This is a genomic window from Acidovorax cavernicola, from assembly GCF_003581445.1.
On the sequence record NZ_QXMN01000005.1, the window covers coordinates 95,204 to 115,530 of the forward strand.

Below are 20,327 nucleotides of genomic sequence, written 5' to 3' on the forward strand. Positions count from 1 at the left end.
GGGAAGACGCATGATGACCACGACGTCTTCTTCCTCCGCTAGCGCTTCGCGTTTGCAGCCGGCGCTGCACCTGTTGCCGCTTCTGTTGCTGGCAGTCCCGTGGTTCACCACGGCCGGCGGCATGCTGGACCTCATCACCTTCGTGTTGGTGTATGGCCTGTTTGCCATGTCGCTGAACCTGCTGGTGGGCTACACCGGGCTGGTGTCGTTTGGCCATGCAATGTTCTTCGCCTTCGGTGCCTACGGCTTTTGCCTGGCGCTGCAGGCGGGCTGGGGCACGCTGCCCGCGTTGCTCGCGGCGGTGAGCGCGACTGGGCTGCTGGCTTGCCTGGTAGGCGCGGTCTGCGTGCGCCTGCACGAAACGCACTTCTCGTTCATCACGCTGGCGATGGCCATGCTGCTCTACAACATGATCGAGATCTGGGCGCCGCTCACCGGCGGCGACCAGGGACTGACCGGTATGGTTCGCCAGGCCACGCTGTTCGGCGCCAATCTGTCGGCGGGCGTGGCGCGCTACCAGTTCATTGCGGCCGTGTTCTGCGCGTCGGTGTTCGCGATGTATGCGGTGGTGTGTTCGTCCTTCGGGACCACGTTGCGGATGGTGCGCGACAACGAACCGCGCTGCGGCTACCTGGGCGTGAACGTGTACCTCACCAAGCTCGCGGCCTTTGTCGTGTCGGCGCTGTTTGCGGCGGTGGCCGGTGTGCTGGCGACGCTGCTGGTGTCGGGCGCCTACCCGACCATGGCGTTCTGGTCGACCTCGGGCGATGCGATCTTCGCGATCCTGCTTGGCGGCTCGCGCGTGTTCTATGGGCCGCTGGCCGGTGCGCTGCTGTTGCGCCTGTTGACCGACGGCACGGTGCGTTACACCGGCAATACCAGCCTGGTGCTGGGCGTGCTGATCCTGGCGATCGTGCTCCTGGTGCGCAAGGGGCCGGTCGACCTGCTGGCCGAGCGGTGGCAGGCGCGCAAGGCACGGCGCAGCGCCCACTCGCGCCACGCACCGAGCGCCGTCGTGCTGAAGGAGGCCTCGTGATGCTGGCGCTGCGCCATGTGTCCAAGTCCTTCGGCGGCAACCACGTCATCCAGGACGTGTCGCTCGAATTCGCCAAGGGCAGCCTCTCGGCCATCATCGGCCCGAACGGCGCCGGCAAGACCACGCTGTTCAACCTGATCTGCGGCACCGTGCGGCCCGACCACGGCGAGATCGTGCTCGAGGGCCGCGCTTTGCAGGGGTTGCCGCCGCGCCATGTGGCCGCGCGCGGGCTGGCCCGCGCCTTCCAGGTCGCGAGCCTGTTCCCGACCTTCACGCCGTGGGAGAGCTTCTGCGCCGCCGCCGCCCCGGCCCACCTGGGCATCGCCGGCCTGTTCTCGGGCTTTCCGCGGGCGTCGGCCCGCCACCGCGCGGACGAGGTGATCGCGCTGCTGGGGCTGGGCGCCGTTGCCCGCACGCCGGTGGCTCAGCTTAGTCACGGCGACCAGAAGATGGTGGACATCGGCATCGCGCTGTGCGCCCGCCCGCAGGTGCTGCTGCTCGACGAACCGACAGCCGGCATGGGGCCGGAAGAGCGCTGGCACATGGTCGACACGGTGCGCAGGCTGTGGCAGTCGACGGGGCTCACGGTGCTGTTCATCGAGCACGACATGGACATCGTGTTTTCGGTGGCGCAGGACGTCACCGTGCTCTCGTACGGCGCCATTCTTGCGCGCGGTGCGCCTGCCGCGGTGCGCGCCGACCCCGGCGTGATCCAGGCCTACCTGGGCAGTTACGCGAAGGAGGCCGCATGACGAGATCATCATCACCACCGCTTCTGAGCGTGCGCGGGCTGGACACCTTCTACGGCAGCAGCCAGATCCTGTTCGACCTGAGCCTGGAGGTTGCCCGAGGTGAGTCGGTCGCGCTGTTGGGCCGCAACGGCGCGGGCAAGAGCACGACCATGAAATCCATCATGCGCATTGCGCCGCCGCGGCATGGCACGGTCGCAGTGGCGGGGCAGGAGGTGAGCCGCCTGCGGCCCGACCAGATCGCCCACATCGGCCTGGGCTACGTGCCCGAGGACCGGCAGGTCTTCAAGCTGCAGTCCGTGGAAGGCAACCTGCGGTTGGGCATGAAGAAGGGGCCACAGGGGCGCGACGACTGGCCGCTGGAGCGCCTGTACGAACTCTTTCCGCTGCTGGCCGAGGCGCGCCACAAGTCGGCGGGCCTGTTGTCGGGCGGCCAGCAGCAGATGCTGGCCATTGCGCGCGCGTTGGCGGGCAACCCCGAGCTGCTGCTGCTTGACGAGCCGAGCGAAGGCCTGGCGCCGGTGATCATGGACCAGATTCAGGCGCTGATCCTGCAGCTGCGTGCCCAGGGCATGACGCTGCTGGTGGCCGAGCAGAACATGCGCTTCTGCCTGGACATCGCCTCCAGCGTGGCTGTCATCGACCACGGCAGCATCGTCTTCACGGGCAGCCTGCAGGAGTTTCGCGCCAACCCCGAAGTCGCCAGCCGCTACCTCGCGGTCTGAGACCTTTCGTTAACTACCACCACATCCATGGATACATCGAGCCTCGAATACGACTACGTCATCGTCGGCGGCGGTTCTGCCGGCTGCGTGCTGGCGCATCGCCTGAGCGCCGACCCGGAGATCCGCGTGCTGCTGCTGGAGGCCGGCCCCGACAGGGAACCCTTTTGGGTGCGCACGCCCGCCGGCGTGGGCAATGTCTTCTTCGACGAACGCATCAACTGGAAATTCTCGACCGAGCCCGAATCCCGGCTGGACGGGCGACGCCTGTACTGGCCGCGCGGCAAGGTCATGGGTGGCTCAAGCGCCATCAACGGCATGGTCTATGTGCGGGGCTTCGACGCCGACTACGACCACTGGCAGGCACTGGGCAACGAGGGCTGGTCGTGGCGGGACGTGCTGCCGTACTTCCAGCGATCGGAAACCAGCGACAGCGGCGGCAGCACCTACCGCGGCGGCGCCGGCCCGCTGCGCGTGTCGTTCCCGCACAAACAGCATCCGACTACCGATGCCTTCGTGCAGGCCGGCACGACCATCGACATTCCGCGCAATCCGGACATTGCGGGCGCCACGCAGGAAGGTGTGGGTTACCTGCAGCACACGATCGGCGGCGGCATGCGTTCGTCGACCGCACGTGCCTACCTCGCACCGGTGCGCAGCCGGCCCAACCTGAGCGTTGCGGGTGAATCGACGGCTGCGAGGATCGACGTCGTGAACGGACGTGCCACGGGCGTGGAGTTCTTCCGCGCAGGCACGCGCCAGGTTGCGCGGGCACGCCGCGAGGTGCTGGTGTGCGCCGGGGCGATCGGCTCCCCGCAGTTGCTCATGCTGTCGGGCATCGGTGCCCCGGCACAGCTGCAAGCCCATGGCTTGCCTGTGGTGCAGGCGCTGCCCGGCGTGGGCGCCAACCTGCAGGACCACCTGGCGATGAACGCGGGCTACGAGGTGCGCGCCGGCGCGTCAATGAACGCCGCGCTGTCGGGCTGGCGCAAGTTCGTGCATGGTGCGGGCTATCTGCTGAACCGGCGCGGACCGCTGGCTGTGGGCGCTTCGCACGCCGTGGCTTTCGTGCGCAGCGATCCTGCCGTGGCGGTGCCCGACATCCAGCTGAGCTTCCGGCCATTGAGCTTCGCGTTCGACTCGAAGAACCAGCTGCGCATGCATCCTTTTCCGGGTGTGCAGTTCGCCAGCGCAATGCTGCGGCCGCGTTCGCGCGGGCATATCGCCTTGCGCTCGGCGGACCCGCATGCGCCGCCCGCCATCCATGCGAACTACCTATCCGATGCGGACGACGAACGCGTGATGATCGCCACGCTGCGCTGGATACGTCGCATCGCCGCGGCCAAGCCGCTGGGCGACCTCGTGGTGCGCGAAGATCTGCCCGGTGCGCAGGTGGAAAGCGATGAGGAGGTCATGGCCTTTGTGCGCCGCAACAGCCAGACGCTCTACCACCCCGCGGGCACGTGCAGCATGGGGCGCGGGCCCGACGCAGTCGTTGATGCGCGGCTGCGCGTGCATGGCGTGCAAGGGCTGCGCGTGGTCGACGCCTCCGTCATGCCCACTATCGTGAGCGGCAACACCAATGCGCCCACCATCATGATCGCGGAGAAGGCTTCGGACCTGATCCTCGAAGACGCCCGACGCTGAGCGTCCTTCTCCTTCTGGAAATCATCCATGAGCCTGCAGACACTTCACCATTTCATCGACGGCGCCGAGCGCGCGCCGCTCCAGGGACGTCATGTCGAGGGCTTCGACCCGCGCACCGGCCAGGCCATCACGCGGGTGCCGCGCGGTGACGCGCAAGATGTGGCCCTGGCCGTTGATGCGGCGCAGCGTGCGTTCGCCGCGTGGCGCGACATGCGCCCGCTGGCGCGCGGCCGCCTACTGACCCAGGTGGCACTCGCGATCCGCAGCAACGCGCGCGACCTTGCCGCCATCGAGTCGCGCGAGACCGGCAAGTCGCCGGTGCAGGCGCTGGGGGAAATCGAGGGCGTGGCGCAGTACTTTGAGCTGTACGGCGGCCTGGCGACCGCGCTGCAGGGCGAGACGATCGGGCTGGGCGGGGGGTATCACTCGTACACGGTGCGCGAGCCCTACGGCGTGGTGGGTGCCATCTTGCCGTGGAATGCACCGCTCAACCAGGCGGGAAGGGCGTGCGCGCCGGCGCTGGCGGCGGGCAACGTCGTCGTGGTCAAACCTTCGGAGGCAACCTCGGGCTCCGTGCTCGCGCTCGCGCGGCTCATGGTGGACTGCGGCGTGCCGGCCGGCGTGTTCAACGTGGTCACTGGCCTGGGCAAGGAGGCCGGCGAGGCGCTGGTGCTGCATCCTGCGGTGCGCAAGATCGCCTTCACGGGGTCGCTGCGCGCGGGGCAGGAAATCGGGCGCTTGGCCGCAGACCGCGTGCTGCCGCTGACGCTGGAACTGGGCGGCAAGTCGCCCGATATCGTGTTCGCCGATGCTGACCTCGCGCAGGCCGCGCCCGGCGTGCTCAAGGGTTTTCTCACGCATGCGGGGCAGGTCTGTCTGGCCGGCACGCGCATCCTGGTCGAACGCTCGATACACGACTCTTTCGTCGAGGCCTTGAAGGAGGCCATGGGGGCGTATCGCATCGGTGCCGCCGACGGCACCATAGGGCCGATGACCACGCAGGCCCAGTACGAGAAGGTGCAGTCGTATTACGCGATCGCGCACGCGGAGGGCGCGGTGGCGCTTGTTGGTGGCGGCCTGCCCGACGATCCGGCGCTGGCCGGGGGATGGTTCGTTTCGCCCACGATCTACACCGGCGTCGACAACCGCATGCGCATCGCCCGCGAGGAGGTCTTTGGCCCTGTGGCCTGCGTGATTCCGTTCGACGACGAGGCCGATGCCGTCGCCATTGCCAACGACTCCGACTACGGCCTAGCGGCTGGCATCTGGACGCGCGACCTCGCTCGAGCGCATCGGGTGGCGGCGCAGCTGGAGGCCGGGCAGGTCTACGTCAACGAGTACATGGCCGGCGGGGTGGAAACGCCGCTGGGCGGCTACAAGCACAGCGGCTATGGCCGCGAGAAGGGACTGGAGGCGCTGCACCACTACACGCACCTCAAGTGCGTGACGGTGCGGTTGTGATGCGACGCTGAGGTTTCGCGCAGCGGCCTCAGTCCCCGGTGAGGGGCGTGGGGGCGCCCGCAGGCTTCAGGCCTGTGCCCGCGCGATGGCCTCGTGCATTGCCAGCGTTTGGCGCGCCATCTGCGCGTGCAGCAGCTCGACCATCCGGCCCCCGACCCGCAGTACGCCCTTGCCCTGGTTCTCGGGTTGGGCAAAGGCTTCGATCACCGCGCGCGCTTCCTCTACCTCTGGGGCTGAGGGCGAGTACGCATGGTGGCAGGCCTCGATCTGTGCGGGGTGGATTAGCGTGCGGCCGTCGAAGCCCATCTGGCGGCCTTGCGCGCAGGTGGCGGCGAAGCCGGTCGTGTCCTGGATGTCGTTGTGCACGCCGTCGAGCACGTACAGCCCGCAGGCGCGCGCGGCCATCAGCGCGATGGCCAGCATCGGCACCACGCCTTCGCGCAGCGGCGTGTGCTGTGCACGCATTTCCTTGATGAGGTCGTTGGTGCCCAGCACCCAGGTGGTCATGCGTGCATTGGGCTGCTGCGCGAGCTGGCCGATGGCTTGCGCGTTGAGGATGGCCTGCGGCGTTTCGATCATGCACCACAGGGCGGTGCTGCGCGGCACGCCGTAGAAGCTCAGCATCGCCTCGGCCAGCTTCACGTCGGCGGGTGTGTTGATCTTTGGAAAGAGGATGCCCGCAGGGCGCAACGCGGCCACGGCGCTCACGTCGTCCTCGCACCAGGGCGAACCGATGGCATTGACGCGCACCACCACGGTCCGCGCGGCCACCACGGGGTCCGCCAGCGCGCGGCTCACGGCCGCGCGCGCGGTGGTCTTGCTTTCCGGGGCCACGGCGTCCTCGAGGTCGAAGATCAGCACGTCGGCCGCGGAGCGCGCGGACTTCAGCAGGACGGCGGAGTTCGCGCCGGGGGCATAGAGAGCGCTACGAAGAAGGGCTGGAATGGTCATCGCGACATTGTCTGGGGCCAGCGCCGGATCGCAATGCGGCGTGCATATCCATCATGGTTCTGATGTCGGTTGCTGGTTCCGGCATCACGTCCATGATGTTCTGATCATGGGCGGTCAGTTCTCTTGTGGTCTTTGATTACCGGTTCTGTAATGACGACGCGACGTGCGGGATGTTGAATGTGCCCGTGCGATGACTGGCATTGAATGGAGAAAAGCACATGTTGAATCGCAGGCACATGCTCGCAGCAGCAGTGGGGGCGCTCTCGCAGGGAGCCCGGGCTGACGACGGAGCGGCTGACTGGCCCCACAGAGCCGTGAAGATCATTTTGGGTTTCCCGGCAGGGCAAGGCAGCGACGTGGCCGCGCGCCTCTACGCGGCCGAATTGAACAAGGCCTTGGGCCAACCTTTCGTGGTGGACAACAGGCCGGGGGCCGGCGCAACGCTGGCCGCGCGCGATGTGGCGAAGGCACCACCGGATGGCTACAGCTTGCTGTTCACGTCGAGTGGCCCATTGACGGTCGCTCCGCATCTGTATGCCAACCTCGGGTTCGATCCGATGAGGGAACTGGACACCATGGCTCTGGTGGGCCGTTCGCCGTTGATCCTATTGGTGCGATCCGATTCGCCGGCCAGGACACTGCCCGAGTTTGTGGCACTTGCCGGTCGGCGAGAGCTGAACTGCGGCTCTGGAGGCAACGGCGTGACCAATCACCTGGCGTTGGAGATGTTCAGGATCGTCTCGGGCATAAGCTTGGTACATGTGCCCTACAAGGGCGCGGCTCCCGCGTTGAATGACCTCATGGGTGGGCAGATCGATACGTTGTTCGAAACCACCTCGGCCGCGTTGACTCATGTGCGCAGCGGGCGCTTGCGCGCGTTGGCCGTGACCTCGCCCACCCGCTATTCGGAGCTGCCCAACGTTCCCGCCGTGGCGGAGTTTTACTCTGGATTTGACGCCACCGCGTGGGCTGCGGTTGCAGTGCCGCGGGGAACACCGCGGGGTATCGTCGACAAGCTCGCCTTGCAACTTGGCAAGTGCCAGCTCGATCCGTCGATGCGAGAGCGGTTGATTCAATCCGGCATAGAGCCCACGCCGAACTCGACACCTTCGATTGCCAAGGCCTACGCGTCGGCGGAGTTCGAGAAGTGGGGCCGCATCATTCGGCAGGCCAACGTGAAGCTGACCTGAGAGGCGCGTCGGTGTACGGATCCCGGGGACATCATCAGGAGATCATGTGTGTGATATTCGAGTTGGAGGTCGTGTCCCGCTACTCAGGATACGCAGAATGCTGTCATGCGCAACGAAGAAGACATGAACCGCGGCGATTCATTGCCAATATCCGGAATACTGCGTGAGCGGATCAGTTGTAGGTCTTTTCTGCCGCAGCCCGTTGATCCTCAGATTCTGCGCAAAGTATTGGAGGACGCGCAACGCGCGCCTTCCAACAAGAATGGCCAGCCTTGTCATGTCTTTATCGCATCAGGGGAGACGCGCATTCAACTGGAGGCTCAACTTGTCGACATGGCTGCAACGTCGTTGCAAGCTGTTCGCGGAAACGGAAGCGATCCGAATATGCAGGGAGATTTCCCGGGCAGATATGTCGAACTCGATGGCGTCTACAAGGAGCGTCAGTACGGCGCTGCACGGGCTCTCTATGGTGCACTCGGCGTGCAGCGAGCCGACATGCAAGGTCGCGTCGATGCGATGCTCGCGAACTGGCGCTTCTTTGGCGCCCCGCATGTGGCCTTTTTTGCCATGGACCGGCGATTCGGTCTGATGCCCGCCGTGGATGTCGGGATATATGCCCAGACATTGGCGTTGCTGATGGCGGAGCGGGGGATCTCGAGCTGCATGCAGGGAGCACTGGGGAGTTTTTCGGCTCCCGTGCGGATGGCCTTCAATGTATCGGACCAGCTTGGCATTCTCTTTGGAATGTCGTTCGGCTATTCGGACACGACGGCTCCGGTGAATCGCGCCCGTACCGAGCGAGCATCTCTGGCAGACGTCGTATTCATTCGTGACTGATTGCGGCTGTTGATACGCCACAGGCTCGTGCAGCAGCGCTGACGAGCGAAAGCTTCCAACATGTTGCGTCTACTTATGCTCAACGGGGCGGCAACCTGATGGCGCCATCCAGACGAATCACCTCGCCGTTGAGCATGTCGTTCTCGATGATGTGCTTGGCCAGCTTGGCGTAGTCCTCGGGCGTGCCCAGGCGCGACGGGAAGGGCACGCTGGCGGCCAGCGCGTCCTGCACCTCCTGCGGCATGCCGAACAGCATGGGCGTGCCGAAGATGCCGGGGGCGATGGTCATGTTGCGGATGCCGCTGCGCGCGAGGTCGCGGGCGATGGGCAGGGTCATGCCGACCACGCCGCCCTTCGAGGCGCTGTAGGCGGCCTGGCCGATTTGGCCGTCGTAGGCCGCGACCGAGGCGGTCGAGATCAGCACGCCGCGTTCGCCGGTGGCTTCGGGCTCGTTCTTGCCCATGGCGTCGGCCGCCAGGCGGATCATGTTGAAGCTGCCGATCAGGTTGACCGTGACGGTCTTGCTGAAGGTGGCCAGCGCGTGCGGGCCGTTCTTGCCCACGGTCTTTTCGGCCGGCGCGATGCCGGCGCAGTTCACGAGGCCGACGAGCTTGCCCAGCTTGAGCGCGGCGGCCACGGCTGCCTGGCCGTCGGCTTCCTGGCTCACGTCGCACTTGACGAAAACGCCGCCGATTTCCTTGGCAACGGCTTCGCCCTTTTCAGCCTGCATGTCGGCGATCACCACCTTGGCGCCGTTGGCGGCCAGCATGCGCGCCGTGCCTTCGCCGAGGCCCGAAGCGCCGCCTGTGACGATGAAGCAGTTGTTCTTGATTTGCATACTTATCTCCTTGATGGGGTAGCTACGTGAGCTTTGGATACGACCGGTGAAGTGATTGACGGAATGGCTTGGAAAGCGACCGGAGATCTGCGAACAGACAAATGGACAGTGCCTACGGGCCTGCGGTCGGACGTACGAACGGATTCGCGCCGTCTAGAACTCGGGCCAGGAAGATCGTGACGGCTCGGTCGAACCCTGCAGGGTCCTCAAGGTTGACCGCATGGCCGACGTCGAGATCCACGACTTCGCAAGATGGGATCTTGTCTTTGGCGATGTCTCGGTACCTCTGGAAGGCGGCTTCCCGACGGCCGTTGACTAGCAACATCGGACACAGGATGCGTGTGAGGTCGTGTCGTGCAGAGAGCCCCGAGGCCGTGATGCGTGTGGCACGGACGATGGATGCAGGCGGGATTTGATCTGCCTGAGCTGTCAGCGCATGCCGGAGATTCGCCGGCAGCCGCTTGCCGCGACGCGGGTGCATCGGGAGTGCTTGGAGCGCTTCAAGGCCGTGAGCTGAGATGTCTTGCGCCATGCGTTCGCGGGCCTCGCGCATGCTGGGGTCGTCCGGGTCGGCAAAGGCTGTTATGGAGTTGGTGACGACGAGCGCACTGACATGCTGCGGGTAGCGGATGGCGTATTGCATCGCAAGCCCAGCGCCAAAGGAATGCGCGATGAGCACGAGCTGAGATGCGCCCAGTGATTGGCGAATCCGTTCGAACTGCTCCATATAGGCTTCGACGGTGTAGGCTTCGTCATGGGGCGAGGAGGGAGAGAGTCCATGTCCCCACAGATCGATCAGCACCGGGCGAATGTGACGGGACAGTGCCTCGGTGTTCGGCTGCCACTGCACGTGACTGGACAGTAACCCATGGATGAGAAGAGCAAACGGACCGCGGCCGGGGCGCAGTTCTTGGTGCAGTAGAAGTTCGGGCATGGCGTGGTCGGCGGATTCTTGAAGGCGCCCAAGAGGTGCCTGGATGCCTGTCTGAGGGTAGAAGCGGTCCCCCACTACGGCAATGCATATTCCATCGATCTACCGTTGAGTTTCGCTAAAACGGGTGAAAACAATTGCAGCCGGGGGACAGCGTGCAGGCAAGGAGTCTTCTCGAGGCCTCGTGCAATTCGACATCGTGTAGGCGAGAAGCCCAGCGGTATCGTCGCTCACGGCATGGCCGCGTTGGACCAAAAGATGCGCGAGCGCGGCGTAGGTGACTTGCCAGGTTGTGGTGGGCTTTTGTCATGCCACGCACTACATCTTCCTCGAGGCGAATTCGCTGGCGATCATGATTGAAGAGGAGGGGCAGGGTGACCCCGGGCTGCTGCCTTGCGTTGTTGCCAGCCGTGCAACCGCCGATAACTGGGCGTTTACGTGCCTGTCGTTATCGTCGGTTGAGCACGTGCTCATTGCCGAGGAAGAGCTTTTCCCTCTCAAATTCTTTCGGTGCGGTTGGTGGGGGGCTGCTTTGGGCGCGTGCCGAACGCCTGCGCATGTGGCGCAGTTCGGCCAAGAGCAGCTGCTCGCTGGGGCGCCCCAATTGCTCCCAAGCAGACTTTCGAGAACGGTTAGGGAGGGATTCAATGGCGATCACGATGTATTGTTGGCGCTGCAAGGCTGACATGCCCATGCTGACCGAGGAAGAATGGCAAGCAGTCAACCCGATCAGCTACATCGAGCAGGTGAAGAGGTATCGAGAAGAGACGGGATGCACATTGGCGGAGGCGCAGAAAGCCGGTCTTGGCTATCTGTCCTTGGCCGCGTATGAGCGCATCACCGGTTTCAAGGAGACTAATCCCAATGCCCTTCTTCATCACCGGGTGAGTCTTTACGGCCCACCGTGCCATGAGTGCGGTAAACCGCTTCGCACACCGGCTGCAAGTTTCTGCGCCTCGTGTAGTGCGCAACGGCTACGCTGACGCTCCGAGCGGGTGCTGCTCTTGCGCGAAGAAAAAGTTGGCAACGAGTTCGTCGCGGCGGCTGTGTGACCGGCTACAGTCGGCCAACAAGCCGACGCTCGGCTGACGCGTCCAGTTCTCCCCATAGCCGACCTTGCAGCGCACGCAACCAGAAGCGGTCGCAGGTTCTCGACCTCGGTAGCATCAACAATCCGGCAGCCGACAAAAGACATCCCCATGAATGCATCTGATTCACTGCACGAAGAAGTCGAAAGATTCAAAGAGTGGGCGGCCTCATACCCAGCTCATCAGCGGACCGGTGAATGGGAGTGTGACTATGAGCAGTGGCAACCATTGTGGGCCGCCGCGATTGCGGTATTGGAATCCATTCCGTCAAGCGCGTGGACCGAGAAGTGTTGTGAGAACCTGCTCTACGCAATCGCCCGCGACAATGAGGTGGAGCGCATCGCAGATGAACTTGCGGGTAGACCAGATGCCCTCCTTGAACTCGCACGGCTAGCGATTGAGTCATCAGAGCGAGATGCAAAGTGGCAACTGGCTGTTCAACTCGGTGCACTTGCTACGGGCAAAGAGGAAGCAGAAACGCTCCTGCTGCGCTTGGTACATGATGAAGACGAGTACGTCAGCAGGCGTTCGTTGCTTGCGCTTGGAACTTTGAAGTCGGTGCATGCCGAGTCCCTTGCAGAGAGGGCATGGCTCACAGGACACGAATACCAACGCATCGCTGCGTTGTGGGTTCTCAAAGATGTCGCACCTAGCAAACTCGACCAATACGTGCGATTGGCCAAGGAGGATGGTCGCAAGTTTGTCGTCGAAAACGCTCAACGAGCGCTAGAAGCACGCCAATGACTGAGACCCGGCTGCCCATCGATGCCCGAATGGCAGTTGCCGTGGGTCAGGCATCCGACAGCGGTGGGTACGCCTCCCGAATCTTCGATTTCCAGATGCTCGAATGACCGCTCACGAGAAAACCTGATGGCCGCTTCGGGCGCGTAGCCGCCAGCCGCTCTTCCCCAAACCAGTCGGTCGGCTTGGGCATGTTGAATGACCGCTTATCGAAGTCTTGGACGACCTTAACGCGCCAATGGCCGACATCAGCGTATCGCGAAAGCGGCCATTCCAGTCGAGAAACTGGAACGATCCCTCGCCAGAAGTTCAGTTCTCTGGCCGTCAACGTCTGTGATGCCCGGTGCTTTCGCGAAGATCGACGCTGCGCCGAAATATCGAGTTGATGTCAGGCGGCTCAGCGGAGATGGAAAGTTTCGGCATAGGCAACTGCCGCACTCCGTGCCGTTCTGCCATCCGCATCTAAGGCCGGACCGCCAGGCAATCCTTAGATGAACTCAATGATCCGGCGATGGAATATGCATTGTGGCCCTGCATGACTGTCTCTAACCTCGAGCGAAACCCTCTACTGCCCAAAGCTCCAACATGTCCTTTGACGAACCTGCTATTCATGACTTCCGCGCCCGAACCTATCCGCTGCGAATCTACTCTGGGACGGACGCGCTGATTGAACTTCCCCGGGAACTCCAGCGCGCCGGCGCCTCGCGTGCGCTGATCCTGTGCGGGCGCAGCGTCCGCGAGCGCACCGGGCTCACTCAGGTGATCGAGACCTTGGCGGGAGGCCGCATCGTCGGCATCTTCTCGGGCATCTCCGAAGGCGCGCCTGCGGAATGCCTGGAGGAGGCCGCCGCCAAGGCACGCGAGGTGCAGGCCGACGCGCTCATTGCCGTCGGTGCTGGCAGCGTGATCAAGGGCGTGCGCATCGTTGCCATGCTGCTCGGGGAGAACCGTTCCCTGCTGGACATGGCAACGGTCCATCGCGATGACGAACCACCGATGAGCCGGCGTCTGGCTGCGCCGAAGATGCCGATCCTCAATGTGCTGACCTCGCCGACCTCGGCGCAGAACCGTGGTGGTTCTGCAGCCCGCTATCGCGGGTCCGCGCATCACCTGGAGTTCTTCGATCCGAAGACCCGCCCGCGCGCGGTGTTCTGGGACACGCGGGCGCTGGCCACGGCGCCCGCGACGCTGGCGCGCTCCACAAGCTTCGAGGTCTATTGGTGGGCCTTGATGTGCATGGGGGCCGTGCGCACAGCCAACCCGCTGGTCCAGGCCAGCCGCCGTCATGCATGGGAGTTGGCGCGGCTTGCCTACCCGAAGTTGGGTGAAGCGGATGACGCCGCCGCCCGCATCGACCTGTGCGCCGCCGCGCTGCTGCAGAACCGCGACGAGGAAGATGGCGGTCGGCCCTGGTCATGCCAGTTGCTGGCGCGCGCGGCCTATGCGTCCGCCGTCGGTGTCTTCAACCACTACGAAGGTGTGACGCAGTCGCGAGGCTATGCCGCGTTTGCGCCTGCCATGATCCGTGAACTGGGCGCGGCGGTGCCCGAGGTGACGCGCGCGCTGGGCGAGGCGCTGGGCCTTCAATTGCCGGCGGACGGTGGCGGTGCCGACCTGGCCGCGCAGGTCGCAGCGCAAGTGGCGCGCAACTTCCAGGCGCAAGGGTGGCGGACCGACCTGCACGACTGCGCAATCCCCGTGGCCGATGCACCCCGGTTGCTCGCGCTTGCGCTGCGCAACTTCAACGCCAACCACGACCGGTTGCTGGATCGCCATCGCGAGGCGATGCTCACTGCCATCACCCGGACGATCGCGCCTTAGCACTCAAAGAGCGCTGCTTCGTATCTCCTGCTGGATCCACTGGAGAAAGGACGCGAAGGCTGGTGTGGCCGCGCGCGCGGTGGACCAGACGAGGTAGTAGCCGTTGTCGCTGCGCGCGACCAGGTCGAAGGGCGCGACGAGTGTGCCGACCTTGAGCAATTCTGCAGCGTAGGCGCGCTGGACGATGGCCACACCCAGTCCGTCGATGGCCCCCTGGATCGCCAGCGAGGAGTTCTCGAACGACAGGCGGCGCTTGGGCTTGAGCTTTGTCAATCCGGCGTGGTCGAGCCAGCGCTGCCAGTCGTCCATGCGGCGCACGGAGTGCAGGAGCGTCGCCTTCGACAGGTCGGCGGGTGTCGCGAGCGGGCACGTGTCGCGCAGGAACGCGGGGCTGCAGACGGGCTGGAACGCGTCGTCGAACAACCGCAGGCCGTCGAGACCCGCAGGCACATCGGTTCCCATGAAGGAGGCCATGTCCACGTCTTCGGCTTCGAAGCGGATTTCGCGAAAGCTCGTCATGAGCTGGATGTCCAGCTCGGGATGTGCCCCGTGGAAGCGGGACAGGCGGGGCACCAGCCACTTCTCCGCGAGCGTGGGCAGCAGGCACAGCTTGAGCGTGTCGTGGCGCGGCCCGCGCGCGATGGCGTTGAGCGTCAGCTCGATTGTCTGAAAGGCCTGCGTGAGCGCGGGCCGCAGCACCTGGCCCGCGTCCGTCAGCTCGACCGAGCGGCCCTTGCGCCGCAGCAGCGGTACGCCCACGACTTCCTCGAGCAGCTTGACTTGCTGGCTCACCGCGCCGGGCGTGACGAACAACTCCGCCGCCGCATTCGAAACGCTCAGATGGCGCGCCGTGGCTTCGAAGGCGCGCAGGCCGAGCAGGGGGAGGCGGCTACGGTTCATTTTGTTTAGTGCTTCTAAAAAGAATCGAGGAAAAAACTGCCTTGTTACTGGAGGGGAGGCTACCTAAACTGAAATCTAGCCAATCTAAAACGACGAGGCAATACATGGAAATCACCAAGTACCCGGAACCACACGTGCGCAACGACGCGAACGGCATGACGCTGCTGGGGGCGCGCTACCGCGACACCGGTGGGTTGCGCTTCCCGCCCCCCGAGTTCCTGCAGGCCGGAGAAGTCGCGGAGCCGGTCTCGATGGGCGCCAGCGGGCGCCTGTACACCTTCACCACGGTGCATCCCGCCAAGGCGCCCGCGTACGCGCTGGGCATGGTCGATTTCGACAACGGCCTGCGGGTGTTCGGTCGGCTGGCCTGGCCCGAGGGCGCAGGGCCCGCCATCGGCGACGTGGTGCACGCCGTCGCGTTCGCGCTCCCGGATGGCACGCCGGACTACGCCTTCGCGCCGCTGAAGGGAGCCGCCGCGTGAACGCGCCGTTGATCACCGGCGTCGGCATTTCCGACTTCGGCCGCTTTCCCCACCTCAACGAAGAGGCGCTCGCGCAAGCCGCCATCCTGTCCGCCCTGAAGGATGCGGGTGTGGGCGTGCGCGATGTCCAGGCCTTCTATTGCGGCAACGCCCTCGGCGGCCACTTGCCCGGCCAGCGTGCGCTGCGCGAACTGGGCACCGGCGGCGAAGCCGTCTACAACATCGACAACGCCTGCTCGAGCGGCGCCACCGCCTTCCAGCTGGCATTGCAGGCACTGCGCGCAGGACAGTACGAGACGGTGCTGGTCTTCGGCATGGACCACCTGAGCGGTCTCGGTGGTGGCGCGCTGCCCATGAACGAGCGCGACTGGAACAACCGGCGCGGAATGATCATGCCCGCGCTCTACGCGATGCGCGCCAAGCGCTACATGCACGAGCGCGGCGTTCCGGCCGAAGTGTTGGCCGACGTCGCGGTGAAGAACCGGCGCCACGGCATGCTCAATCCCATCGCGACCTTCTGCCGCCCCGTGACGCGCGAAGAGGTGCTGGCTTCGCGCATGGTGGCCGATCCGCTGACGCTGCTGCAGTGCTGCCCGGGCGTGGTCGACGGCGCTGCCGCGCTGGTGCTCAGCACACGTCCGTCCCGAGGCGCGGCGAAGCCGGTGCGCGTGCTGGCCTCGGTGGTCCAGTCGGGCCTGTTCGAGATCCACCAGGTGGACATGACCGAGGCGGAAATCACGCGGCGCGCGGCGCGACTGGCGTATGAGCAGGCCGGTGTCGGCGCCGGCGATCTCAGCCTGATCGAGCTGCACGATGCCTTCACCATTTCCGAGCTGCTGTACTACGAGGCACTCGGCCTGTGCGAACCCGGGGAAGGGCCGGGGTTGCTGGCCAGCGGCGCCACGGCGCTCGGCGGGCGCATTCCCGTGAACGCGAGCGGCGGTCTGCTGGCCAAGGGGCATCCACCGGGCGCCACGGGTGTCGCGCAGATCGTCGAACTGTGCGAGCAACTGCAGCAGCGGGCCGGCAAGCGGCAGGTGCAGGGCGCCCGCATCGGCCTGAGCCAGGTGACGGGCGGCGGCATTTGGGGTGTGGACCATGCCGCGTGTTCCATTCACATCCTCGCTGCCTGACGAAGGAGCCCGCATGACAGACAACATCATCCCCAGTGGACTCACCGGCCTGACCGCCATCGTGACGGGTGGCGCCCGCGGCATCGGCCTGGGCATCGCCCGAAGCCTGGCCGAAGCCGGGTGCCGCATCGCGCTCTGGGACATCGACGCAGACGCACTCCATGCCGCGACCGCAGCGCTGAGGGCCGAGGGTGCCGAGGTTTCCGCACGCCGCGTGAGCGTGACGTCGCCAGAGGATGTCCAGGCCGCCACCGCCGAGCTCCTGGAGCGCAATGGCCGCATCGACGTGCTCGTCAACAACGCGGGCATCGGCGGCGACAAGCTGGTCACGAAGATGGAGCTCGACTTCTGGCAGCGTGTCATCGAGACCAACCTGACCTCGCAATTCATCTGCTGCAAGGCGGTGCTTCCGACGATGGTCGCGCAGAAGTTCGGCCGCATCATCAACCTGTCTTCGCGCGCCTGGCTGGGCAATCGCGGCCAGGCCAGCTATTCGGCGTCGAAGGGCGGCGTCGTCAGCCTGACCCGCAGCCTGGCGCTGGAATTCGCGCGCAGCGGCGTCACGGCCAATGCCATTGCGCCGGGCATCGTGGAAACCCCGCTGTTCGGCACGCTCGCAGCCCAGGCCCAGGAAGACCTCAAGCGCACTGTTCCCATGCAGCGCATCGGTCAGGCCGAAGATGTCGCCAACGCGGTGCGTTTCTTCGCGTCGCCGGCGTCCAGCTACGTGACGGGGCAGGTGCTGTACGTGTGCGGCGGGCGCAGCCTGAGCAGCGCATCGGTCTGACACCGACCCCGCAAGAAAGGAGACAACATGAAAAGAAGAGAGTTCACATTGGCAGCTGCCGCCGCGCTGCTGGCAACGGCGGCATCCGTGCGGGCAGACAACTACCCGTCAAAGCCCGTGCGCCTGATCGTGCCGTATCCGCCCGGCGGCGGCACCGACACCGTGGCCCGCGCCGTGTTCGAGCGTGTTTCCACGCTCATGGGGCAACCCTTCGTGGTTGACAACAAGGCCGGCGCCGGCACCACCATCGGCCTTGGCGAACTGGCGCGGTCCCGTCCCGATGGCTACACCGTTGGTGTCGGTGGCACCAGCGACCCGCTGCTGCCGCTGCTGTACGACAGGTTGGCGTTCAATCCCTCGGCCGACCTGACCTTCGTGGCGACGCTGGCCACCGTGCCGATCGTGCTGGCTGCCGGCCCGAGCATTCCTGCCAAGACCCTGCAGGAGCTGCTCGCCGCCGGACGCGCAAAGGGTGCACAACCGCTGGCCTATGCTTCGCCCGGGACCGCCTCGCCGCACCATCTGGCGGGCATCTACCTGGGCGAGATGGCCGGCCTTCCGCTGGTGCATGTGCCGTACAAGGGCACCTCGCAGGCGCTGACCGACCTGGTCGGCGGACACGTGCCGCTGGCCATGCTGGGCCTGCCTTCGGCCTTGCCGTTTGCACGCCAGGGCAAGCTGAAGATCCTCGGCGTGGCGACCGCGCAGCGCTCCGCACTGGCGCCCGAGATCCCCACCATCAGCGAGGGCGGGGTGCCGGGCTTCAATGCCGGCTATTGGTGGCATGTGACCGTGCCGACCGGCACGCCGCAAGCCGTCATTGCGCAGCTGCGCGATGCCGTGGACAAGACACTGCGTACCCCAGCGCTGACCGAGTCCCTGCTCAAGAGCGGCTTTGAGCCGATGCTGCTGTCGCCCGCCGAGGCGGAGAGGGCGCTGAAGGAGGACACCGCCAAGTGGACGAAGGTGATCCGCGCGAGCCACCTTCGCGGCGGTTGACCGGGGAGGCGAACCGACATGCTTGGAGACTCCCTCAACGGCATCCGCGTCATCGACTTCACCCAGGTCGCCGCAGGACCGGTGTGTACGCAGACGCTCGCCGACCTCGGCGCGGACGTCATCAAGATCGAAGCCCCCACGGGCGAGCTGTGCCGCGCGCTGGCGCCTTTCGTCGAAGGGCAGAGCCTCGGGTTCATGGCACTCAACGGCAACAAGCGCAGCGTGGCGCTCGACCTCAAGGACCCCGGGCAACTGGAGGCGGCGCTTCAGCTCGCTGCAAGCGCGGACGTGGTGGTCGAGAGCTTCCGCCCCGGCGTGATGCAGCGGCTCGGGCTGGGATACGAGGACGTGCGGCAACGCAATCCGGGCGTCATCTATTGCTCCGTCTCCGCCTACGGACAGGAGGGCGCGTGGCAGCACAAGCCCGGCGTCGACGGCGTGCTGCAGGCGGTCTCCGGCCTGATGAGCGTGACCGGCCTGCCGGAGGCGCCGCCGTGCAAGGTGCAGGTGCCGGTCGTCGACATGGTGACGGGCTATGTCGCCGCGATCGGTGTGCTGGGAGCGCTGGCGCGGCGCAGGCGTGGTGGAGAGGATGGTGGCGAAGGCCAATGGATCGACGCCAGCATGTTCGCGTCCGCCATTGCGCTGCAACAGATGAGCTTCGCCAGCTACTTCGCCGACGGGGTTCCCCCGGCACGCATCGGCAGCGCCGCACCCTATGCCGCGCCCAACGAAGCGCTGCGCTGCGCGGATGGCTGGATCATGCTCGCCGCGTACCACCCGTCGCGCTGGGAGGCGCTGTGCGGTGTCCTCGAATGTCCTGGGCTGCTGGCCGATCCGCGCTTTCGCGAGCTGTCGGGCCGCATCGCACATCGCCGCGAGCTGGTGCAGCTGCTGGAAGAGCGCATGACACGTCGCCCGCGCAGCGAGTGGCTGAAGCGCTTCGAGGCGGTGGACATCATCTGCGCTCCCATCAACGACTACGCGGAAGTCATCGCCTCGCCGGCATTCGCGGATGCGAAGCTGTCCGAGACGGTTCGCCATCCGGTTGCCGGCGAATTGACCTTGCCCGCGACACCGCTGCGCGCGGTGGGCGAGGTGCCGCGCGCCCGGCGTCCCGCACCGCTCGTGGGCGAGCACACGCGCGAGGTGTTGCGCGCCGCCGGGATCGCGCACGACAACGAAGGAAACAAGACATGCCTGTGACGCTCGAGGTGCGCGATTTCATTGCCACCGTGACCCTGAATCGCCCGGAGGCGATGAACGCCATCGACCCGGAGTCCGCCGCCCAGTTGCACGAAGCCTGGCGCGAGATCTCGGTCCGCAAGGACGTGCGGGTCGGCATTCTTACGGGGGCGGGCGAAAGGGCCTTCTGCACCGGTGCCGATCTGAAGAAGACCATGCCCCCCGCGGAGAGCTTTGCCGAATTGCATTTCGGTTCGCAGGCTGGCCTTCCACCCGTCTCGACCTTGCAGACACCCAAGCCGATGATCGCGGCAATCAACGGCTTCGCGCTGGGCGGCGGACTCGAGATGGCGATGCTCTGCGACATCCGGATCGCCGCGAGCACGGCCATGTTCGGCCTGCCGGAGGTCTGCATCGGGAGCATCCCGGCCGGAGGCGGCACGCAGCGCATCGTGCGCGCGGTGGGGCAGTCTGACGCGATGCTGCTGCTGTTGACCGGCGAGCGCATCGACGCGCAGGAGGCGCTGCGCATCGGGCTGATCAGCCGGGTTGTGCCGCCACCCGATCTCGCGGCGGCCGCGCGTTCGATCGCGCAGCGCATCGCCTCGAATGCCCCCCTTGCCGTAGTCACCGCCAAGAGGCTGGCCCAGGTTGGCCGCGAGTTGCCGCTGACCGCAGGCCTCGAGCTGGAGCAGCAGAGCTTCGGCAACCTGCGCGATTCCGCCGATCGCATCGAAGGGCGCCGTGCCTTTGCGGAAAAACGCCTACCGAGCTTTCAAGGACGCTGACCTCCGCGAACCGCACTAGGCGTTTCACGCCGATCAAGATC

General features: G+C 65.7%; 20 protein-coding genes. 16 read left to right on the forward strand and 4 right to left on the reverse strand.

The features are described from left to right. Positions 1–10: 10 nt before the first annotated feature. From D3H34_RS07270 to D3H34_RS07290, 5 genes are read left to right on the forward strand one after another with little or no spacing between them, the layout of a single operon-like run. Positions 11–1,036 carry a branched-chain amino acid ABC transporter permease gene (locus D3H34_RS07270; RefSeq protein WP_119552768.1) on the forward strand — a complete coding sequence of 342 codons (1,026 nt, stop codon included), beginning with the start codon at positions 11–13 and terminating at the stop codon, positions 1,034–1,036. Then, positions 1,036–1,788, forward strand: a complete 753-nt coding sequence (locus D3H34_RS07275; protein WP_119552769.1) for an ABC transporter ATP-binding protein — start codon at positions 1,036–1,038, stop codon at positions 1,786–1,788. Before D3H34_RS07270 ends, D3H34_RS07275 begins: the two co-directional genes overlap by 1 nt. Continuing rightward, the gene (locus tag D3H34_RS07280; protein WP_119552770.1) at positions 1,785–2,510 is read left to right on the forward strand and encodes an ABC transporter ATP-binding protein; all 726 of its coding nucleotides are present in this window, start codon (positions 1,785–1,787) and stop codon (positions 2,508–2,510) included. Before D3H34_RS07275 ends, D3H34_RS07280 begins: the two co-directional genes overlap by 4 nt. A gap of 27 nt (positions 2,511–2,537) precedes the next feature. Further along, positions 2,538–4,154, forward strand: coding sequence for a GMC family oxidoreductase (locus D3H34_RS07285; protein WP_119552771.1), 1,617 nt, complete (start codon positions 2,538–2,540; stop codon positions 4,152–4,154). A 27-nt stretch (positions 4,155–4,181) separates the two neighbouring features. Continuing rightward, positions 4,182–5,615, forward strand: a complete 1,434-nt coding sequence (locus tag D3H34_RS07290) for an aldehyde dehydrogenase family protein (RefSeq protein ID WP_119552772.1) — start codon at positions 4,182–4,184, stop codon at positions 5,613–5,615. Between the two features lie 66 nt (positions 5,616–5,681). Here the strand turns inward: D3H34_RS07290 and D3H34_RS07295 are convergent, their stop codons facing one another. Further along, on the reverse strand, positions 5,682–6,566 hold the full coding sequence (locus D3H34_RS07295; protein ID WP_119552773.1) for an HpcH/HpaI aldolase/citrate lyase family protein: 885 nt from the start codon (positions 6,564–6,566) through the stop codon (positions 5,682–5,684). Between the two features lie 314 nt (positions 6,567–6,880). Here D3H34_RS07295 and D3H34_RS07300 point away from each other — a divergent pair, with 314 nt between their 5' ends. Both D3H34_RS07300 and D3H34_RS07305 read left to right on the forward strand, forming a co-directional pair. After that, positions 6,881–7,756 (forward strand): Bug family tripartite tricarboxylate transporter substrate binding protein, encoded by an 876-nt coding sequence (locus D3H34_RS07300; protein ID WP_167481142.1) that lies wholly within the window; start codon positions 6,881–6,883, stop codon positions 7,754–7,756. Positions 7,757–7,861: 105 nt separating this feature from the next. Next, a complete protein-coding gene (locus D3H34_RS07305; RefSeq protein WP_205736685.1) occupies positions 7,862–8,593 on the forward strand; it encodes a nitroreductase in 732 nt (243 codons plus the stop codon). 79 nt (positions 8,594–8,672) lie between these two features. Here the strand turns inward: D3H34_RS07305 and D3H34_RS07310 are convergent, their stop codons facing one another. Together D3H34_RS07310 and D3H34_RS07315 are read right to left on the reverse strand one after the other, a co-directional pair. Beyond that, positions 8,673–9,431: a 3-hydroxyacyl-CoA dehydrogenase gene (locus tag D3H34_RS07310; RefSeq protein ID WP_119552775.1), complete on the reverse strand. Its 759-nt coding sequence runs from the start codon at positions 9,429–9,431 to the stop codon at positions 8,673–8,675. A gap of 112 nt (positions 9,432–9,543) precedes the next feature. Then, positions 9,544–10,365 (reverse strand): alpha/beta fold hydrolase, encoded by an 822-nt coding sequence (locus D3H34_RS07315; protein ID WP_119552776.1) that lies wholly within the window; start codon positions 10,363–10,365, stop codon positions 9,544–9,546. Positions 10,366–11,009: 644 nt separating this feature from the next. Between D3H34_RS07315 and D3H34_RS33890 the strand changes: the two genes are divergently transcribed. From D3H34_RS33890 to D3H34_RS07330, 3 genes are all read left to right on the forward strand, one after another. Continuing rightward, entirely contained in the window at positions 11,010–11,345 is a 336-nt protein-coding gene (locus D3H34_RS33890) for a hypothetical protein (protein ID WP_147400402.1), read from the forward strand. 216 nt (positions 11,346–11,561) lie between these two features. Continuing rightward, positions 11,562–12,194: a hypothetical protein gene (locus tag D3H34_RS33895; RefSeq protein WP_147400403.1), complete on the forward strand. Its 633-nt coding sequence runs from the start codon at positions 11,562–11,564 to the stop codon at positions 12,192–12,194. Positions 12,195–12,776: 582 nt separating this feature from the next. Then, complete coding sequence (locus D3H34_RS07330) at positions 12,777–14,012, forward strand: iron-containing alcohol dehydrogenase (RefSeq protein WP_119552779.1); 1,236 nt, start codon at positions 12,777–12,779, stop codon at positions 14,010–14,012. Between the two features lie 3 nt (positions 14,013–14,015). Here the strand turns inward: D3H34_RS07330 and gcvA are convergent, their stop codons facing one another. Beyond that, positions 14,016–14,912 (reverse strand): transcriptional regulator GcvA, encoded by an 897-nt coding sequence (gene gcvA, locus D3H34_RS07335; RefSeq protein ID WP_119552780.1) that lies wholly within the window; start codon positions 14,910–14,912, stop codon positions 14,016–14,018. 104 nt (positions 14,913–15,016) lie between these two features. Here gcvA and D3H34_RS07340 point away from each other — a divergent pair, with 104 nt between their 5' ends. Genes D3H34_RS07340 through D3H34_RS07365 form a run of 6 tightly spaced genes read left to right on the forward strand, consistent with a single transcriptional unit; the run spans position 15,017 to position 20,286 of the window. Further along, positions 15,017–15,394 carry a Zn-ribbon domain-containing OB-fold protein gene (locus tag D3H34_RS07340; protein WP_119552781.1) on the forward strand — a complete coding sequence of 126 codons (378 nt, stop codon included), beginning with the start codon at positions 15,017–15,019 and terminating at the stop codon, positions 15,392–15,394. Then, entirely contained in the window at positions 15,391–16,527 is a 1,137-nt protein-coding gene (locus D3H34_RS07345) for a thiolase family protein (RefSeq protein ID WP_119552782.1), read from the forward strand. The genes D3H34_RS07340 and D3H34_RS07345 overlap by 4 nt, the downstream gene beginning before the upstream one ends. 13 nt (positions 16,528–16,540) lie before the next feature. Continuing rightward, positions 16,541–17,314, forward strand: a complete 774-nt coding sequence (locus D3H34_RS07350; protein ID WP_119552783.1) for an SDR family NAD(P)-dependent oxidoreductase — start codon at positions 16,541–16,543, stop codon at positions 17,312–17,314. Between the two features lie 27 nt (positions 17,315–17,341). Further along, positions 17,342–18,313, forward strand: coding sequence for a Bug family tripartite tricarboxylate transporter substrate binding protein (locus tag D3H34_RS07355; protein WP_119552784.1), 972 nt, complete (start codon positions 17,342–17,344; stop codon positions 18,311–18,313). Between the two features lie 18 nt (positions 18,314–18,331). Continuing rightward, a complete protein-coding gene (locus tag D3H34_RS07360) occupies positions 18,332–19,519 on the forward strand; it encodes a CaiB/BaiF CoA transferase family protein (RefSeq protein WP_119552785.1) in 1,188 nt (395 codons plus the stop codon). After that, positions 19,510–20,286 carry an enoyl-CoA hydratase/isomerase family protein gene (locus D3H34_RS07365; protein WP_119552786.1) on the forward strand — a complete coding sequence of 259 codons (777 nt, stop codon included), beginning with the start codon at positions 19,510–19,512 and terminating at the stop codon, positions 20,284–20,286. The genes D3H34_RS07360 and D3H34_RS07365 overlap by 10 nt, the downstream gene beginning before the upstream one ends. The last annotated feature ends 41 nt before the right edge of the window (positions 20,287–20,327 follow it).

Bases quoted from the DNA above. Each gene is read 5' to 3' on its own strand.
- D3H34_RS07270 (WP_119552768.1), top strand. From the start codon at position 11: ATGATGACCACGACGTCTTCTTCCTCCGCTAGCGCTTCGCGTTTGCAG.
- D3H34_RS07275 (WP_119552769.1), top strand. From the start codon at position 1,036: ATGCTGGCGCTGCGCCATGTGTCCAAGTCCTTCGGCGGCAACCACGTC.
- D3H34_RS07280 (WP_119552770.1), top strand. From the start codon at position 1,785: ATGACGAGATCATCATCACCACCGCTTCTGAGCGTGCGCGGGCTGGAC.
- D3H34_RS07285 (WP_119552771.1), top strand. From the start codon at position 2,538: ATGGATACATCGAGCCTCGAATACGACTACGTCATCGTCGGCGGCGGT.
- D3H34_RS07290 (WP_119552772.1), top strand. From the start codon at position 4,182: ATGAGCCTGCAGACACTTCACCATTTCATCGACGGCGCCGAGCGCGCG.
- D3H34_RS07295 (WP_119552773.1), bottom strand. From the start codon at position 6,566: ATGACCATTCCAGCCCTTCTTCGTAGCGCTCTCTATGCCCCCGGCGCG.
- D3H34_RS07305 (WP_205736685.1), top strand. From the start codon at position 7,862: ATGCGCAACGAAGAAGACATGAACCGCGGCGATTCATTGCCAATATCC.
- D3H34_RS07310 (WP_119552775.1), bottom strand. From the start codon at position 9,431: ATGCAAATCAAGAACAACTGCTTCATCGTCACAGGCGGCGCTTCGGGC.
- D3H34_RS07315 (WP_119552776.1), bottom strand. From the start codon at position 10,365: ATGCCCGAACTTCTACTGCACCAAGAACTGCGCCCCGGCCGCGGTCCG.
- D3H34_RS33890 (WP_147400402.1), top strand. From the start codon at position 11,010: ATGGCGATCACGATGTATTGTTGGCGCTGCAAGGCTGACATGCCCATG.
- D3H34_RS33895 (WP_147400403.1), top strand. From the start codon at position 11,562: ATGAATGCATCTGATTCACTGCACGAAGAAGTCGAAAGATTCAAAGAG.
- D3H34_RS07330 (WP_119552779.1), top strand. From the start codon at position 12,777: ATGTCCTTTGACGAACCTGCTATTCATGACTTCCGCGCCCGAACCTAT.
- gcvA (WP_119552780.1), bottom strand. From the start codon at position 14,912: ATGAACCGTAGCCGCCTCCCCCTGCTCGGCCTGCGCGCCTTCGAAGCC.
- D3H34_RS07340 (WP_119552781.1), top strand. From the start codon at position 15,017: ATGGAAATCACCAAGTACCCGGAACCACACGTGCGCAACGACGCGAAC.
- D3H34_RS07350 (WP_119552783.1), top strand. From the start codon at position 16,541: ATGACAGACAACATCATCCCCAGTGGACTCACCGGCCTGACCGCCATC.
- D3H34_RS07355 (WP_119552784.1), top strand. From the start codon at position 17,342: ATGAAAAGAAGAGAGTTCACATTGGCAGCTGCCGCCGCGCTGCTGGCA.
- D3H34_RS07360 (WP_119552785.1), top strand. From the start codon at position 18,332: ATGCTTGGAGACTCCCTCAACGGCATCCGCGTCATCGACTTCACCCAG.
- D3H34_RS07365 (WP_119552786.1), top strand. From the start codon at position 19,510: ATGCCTGTGACGCTCGAGGTGCGCGATTTCATTGCCACCGTGACCCTG.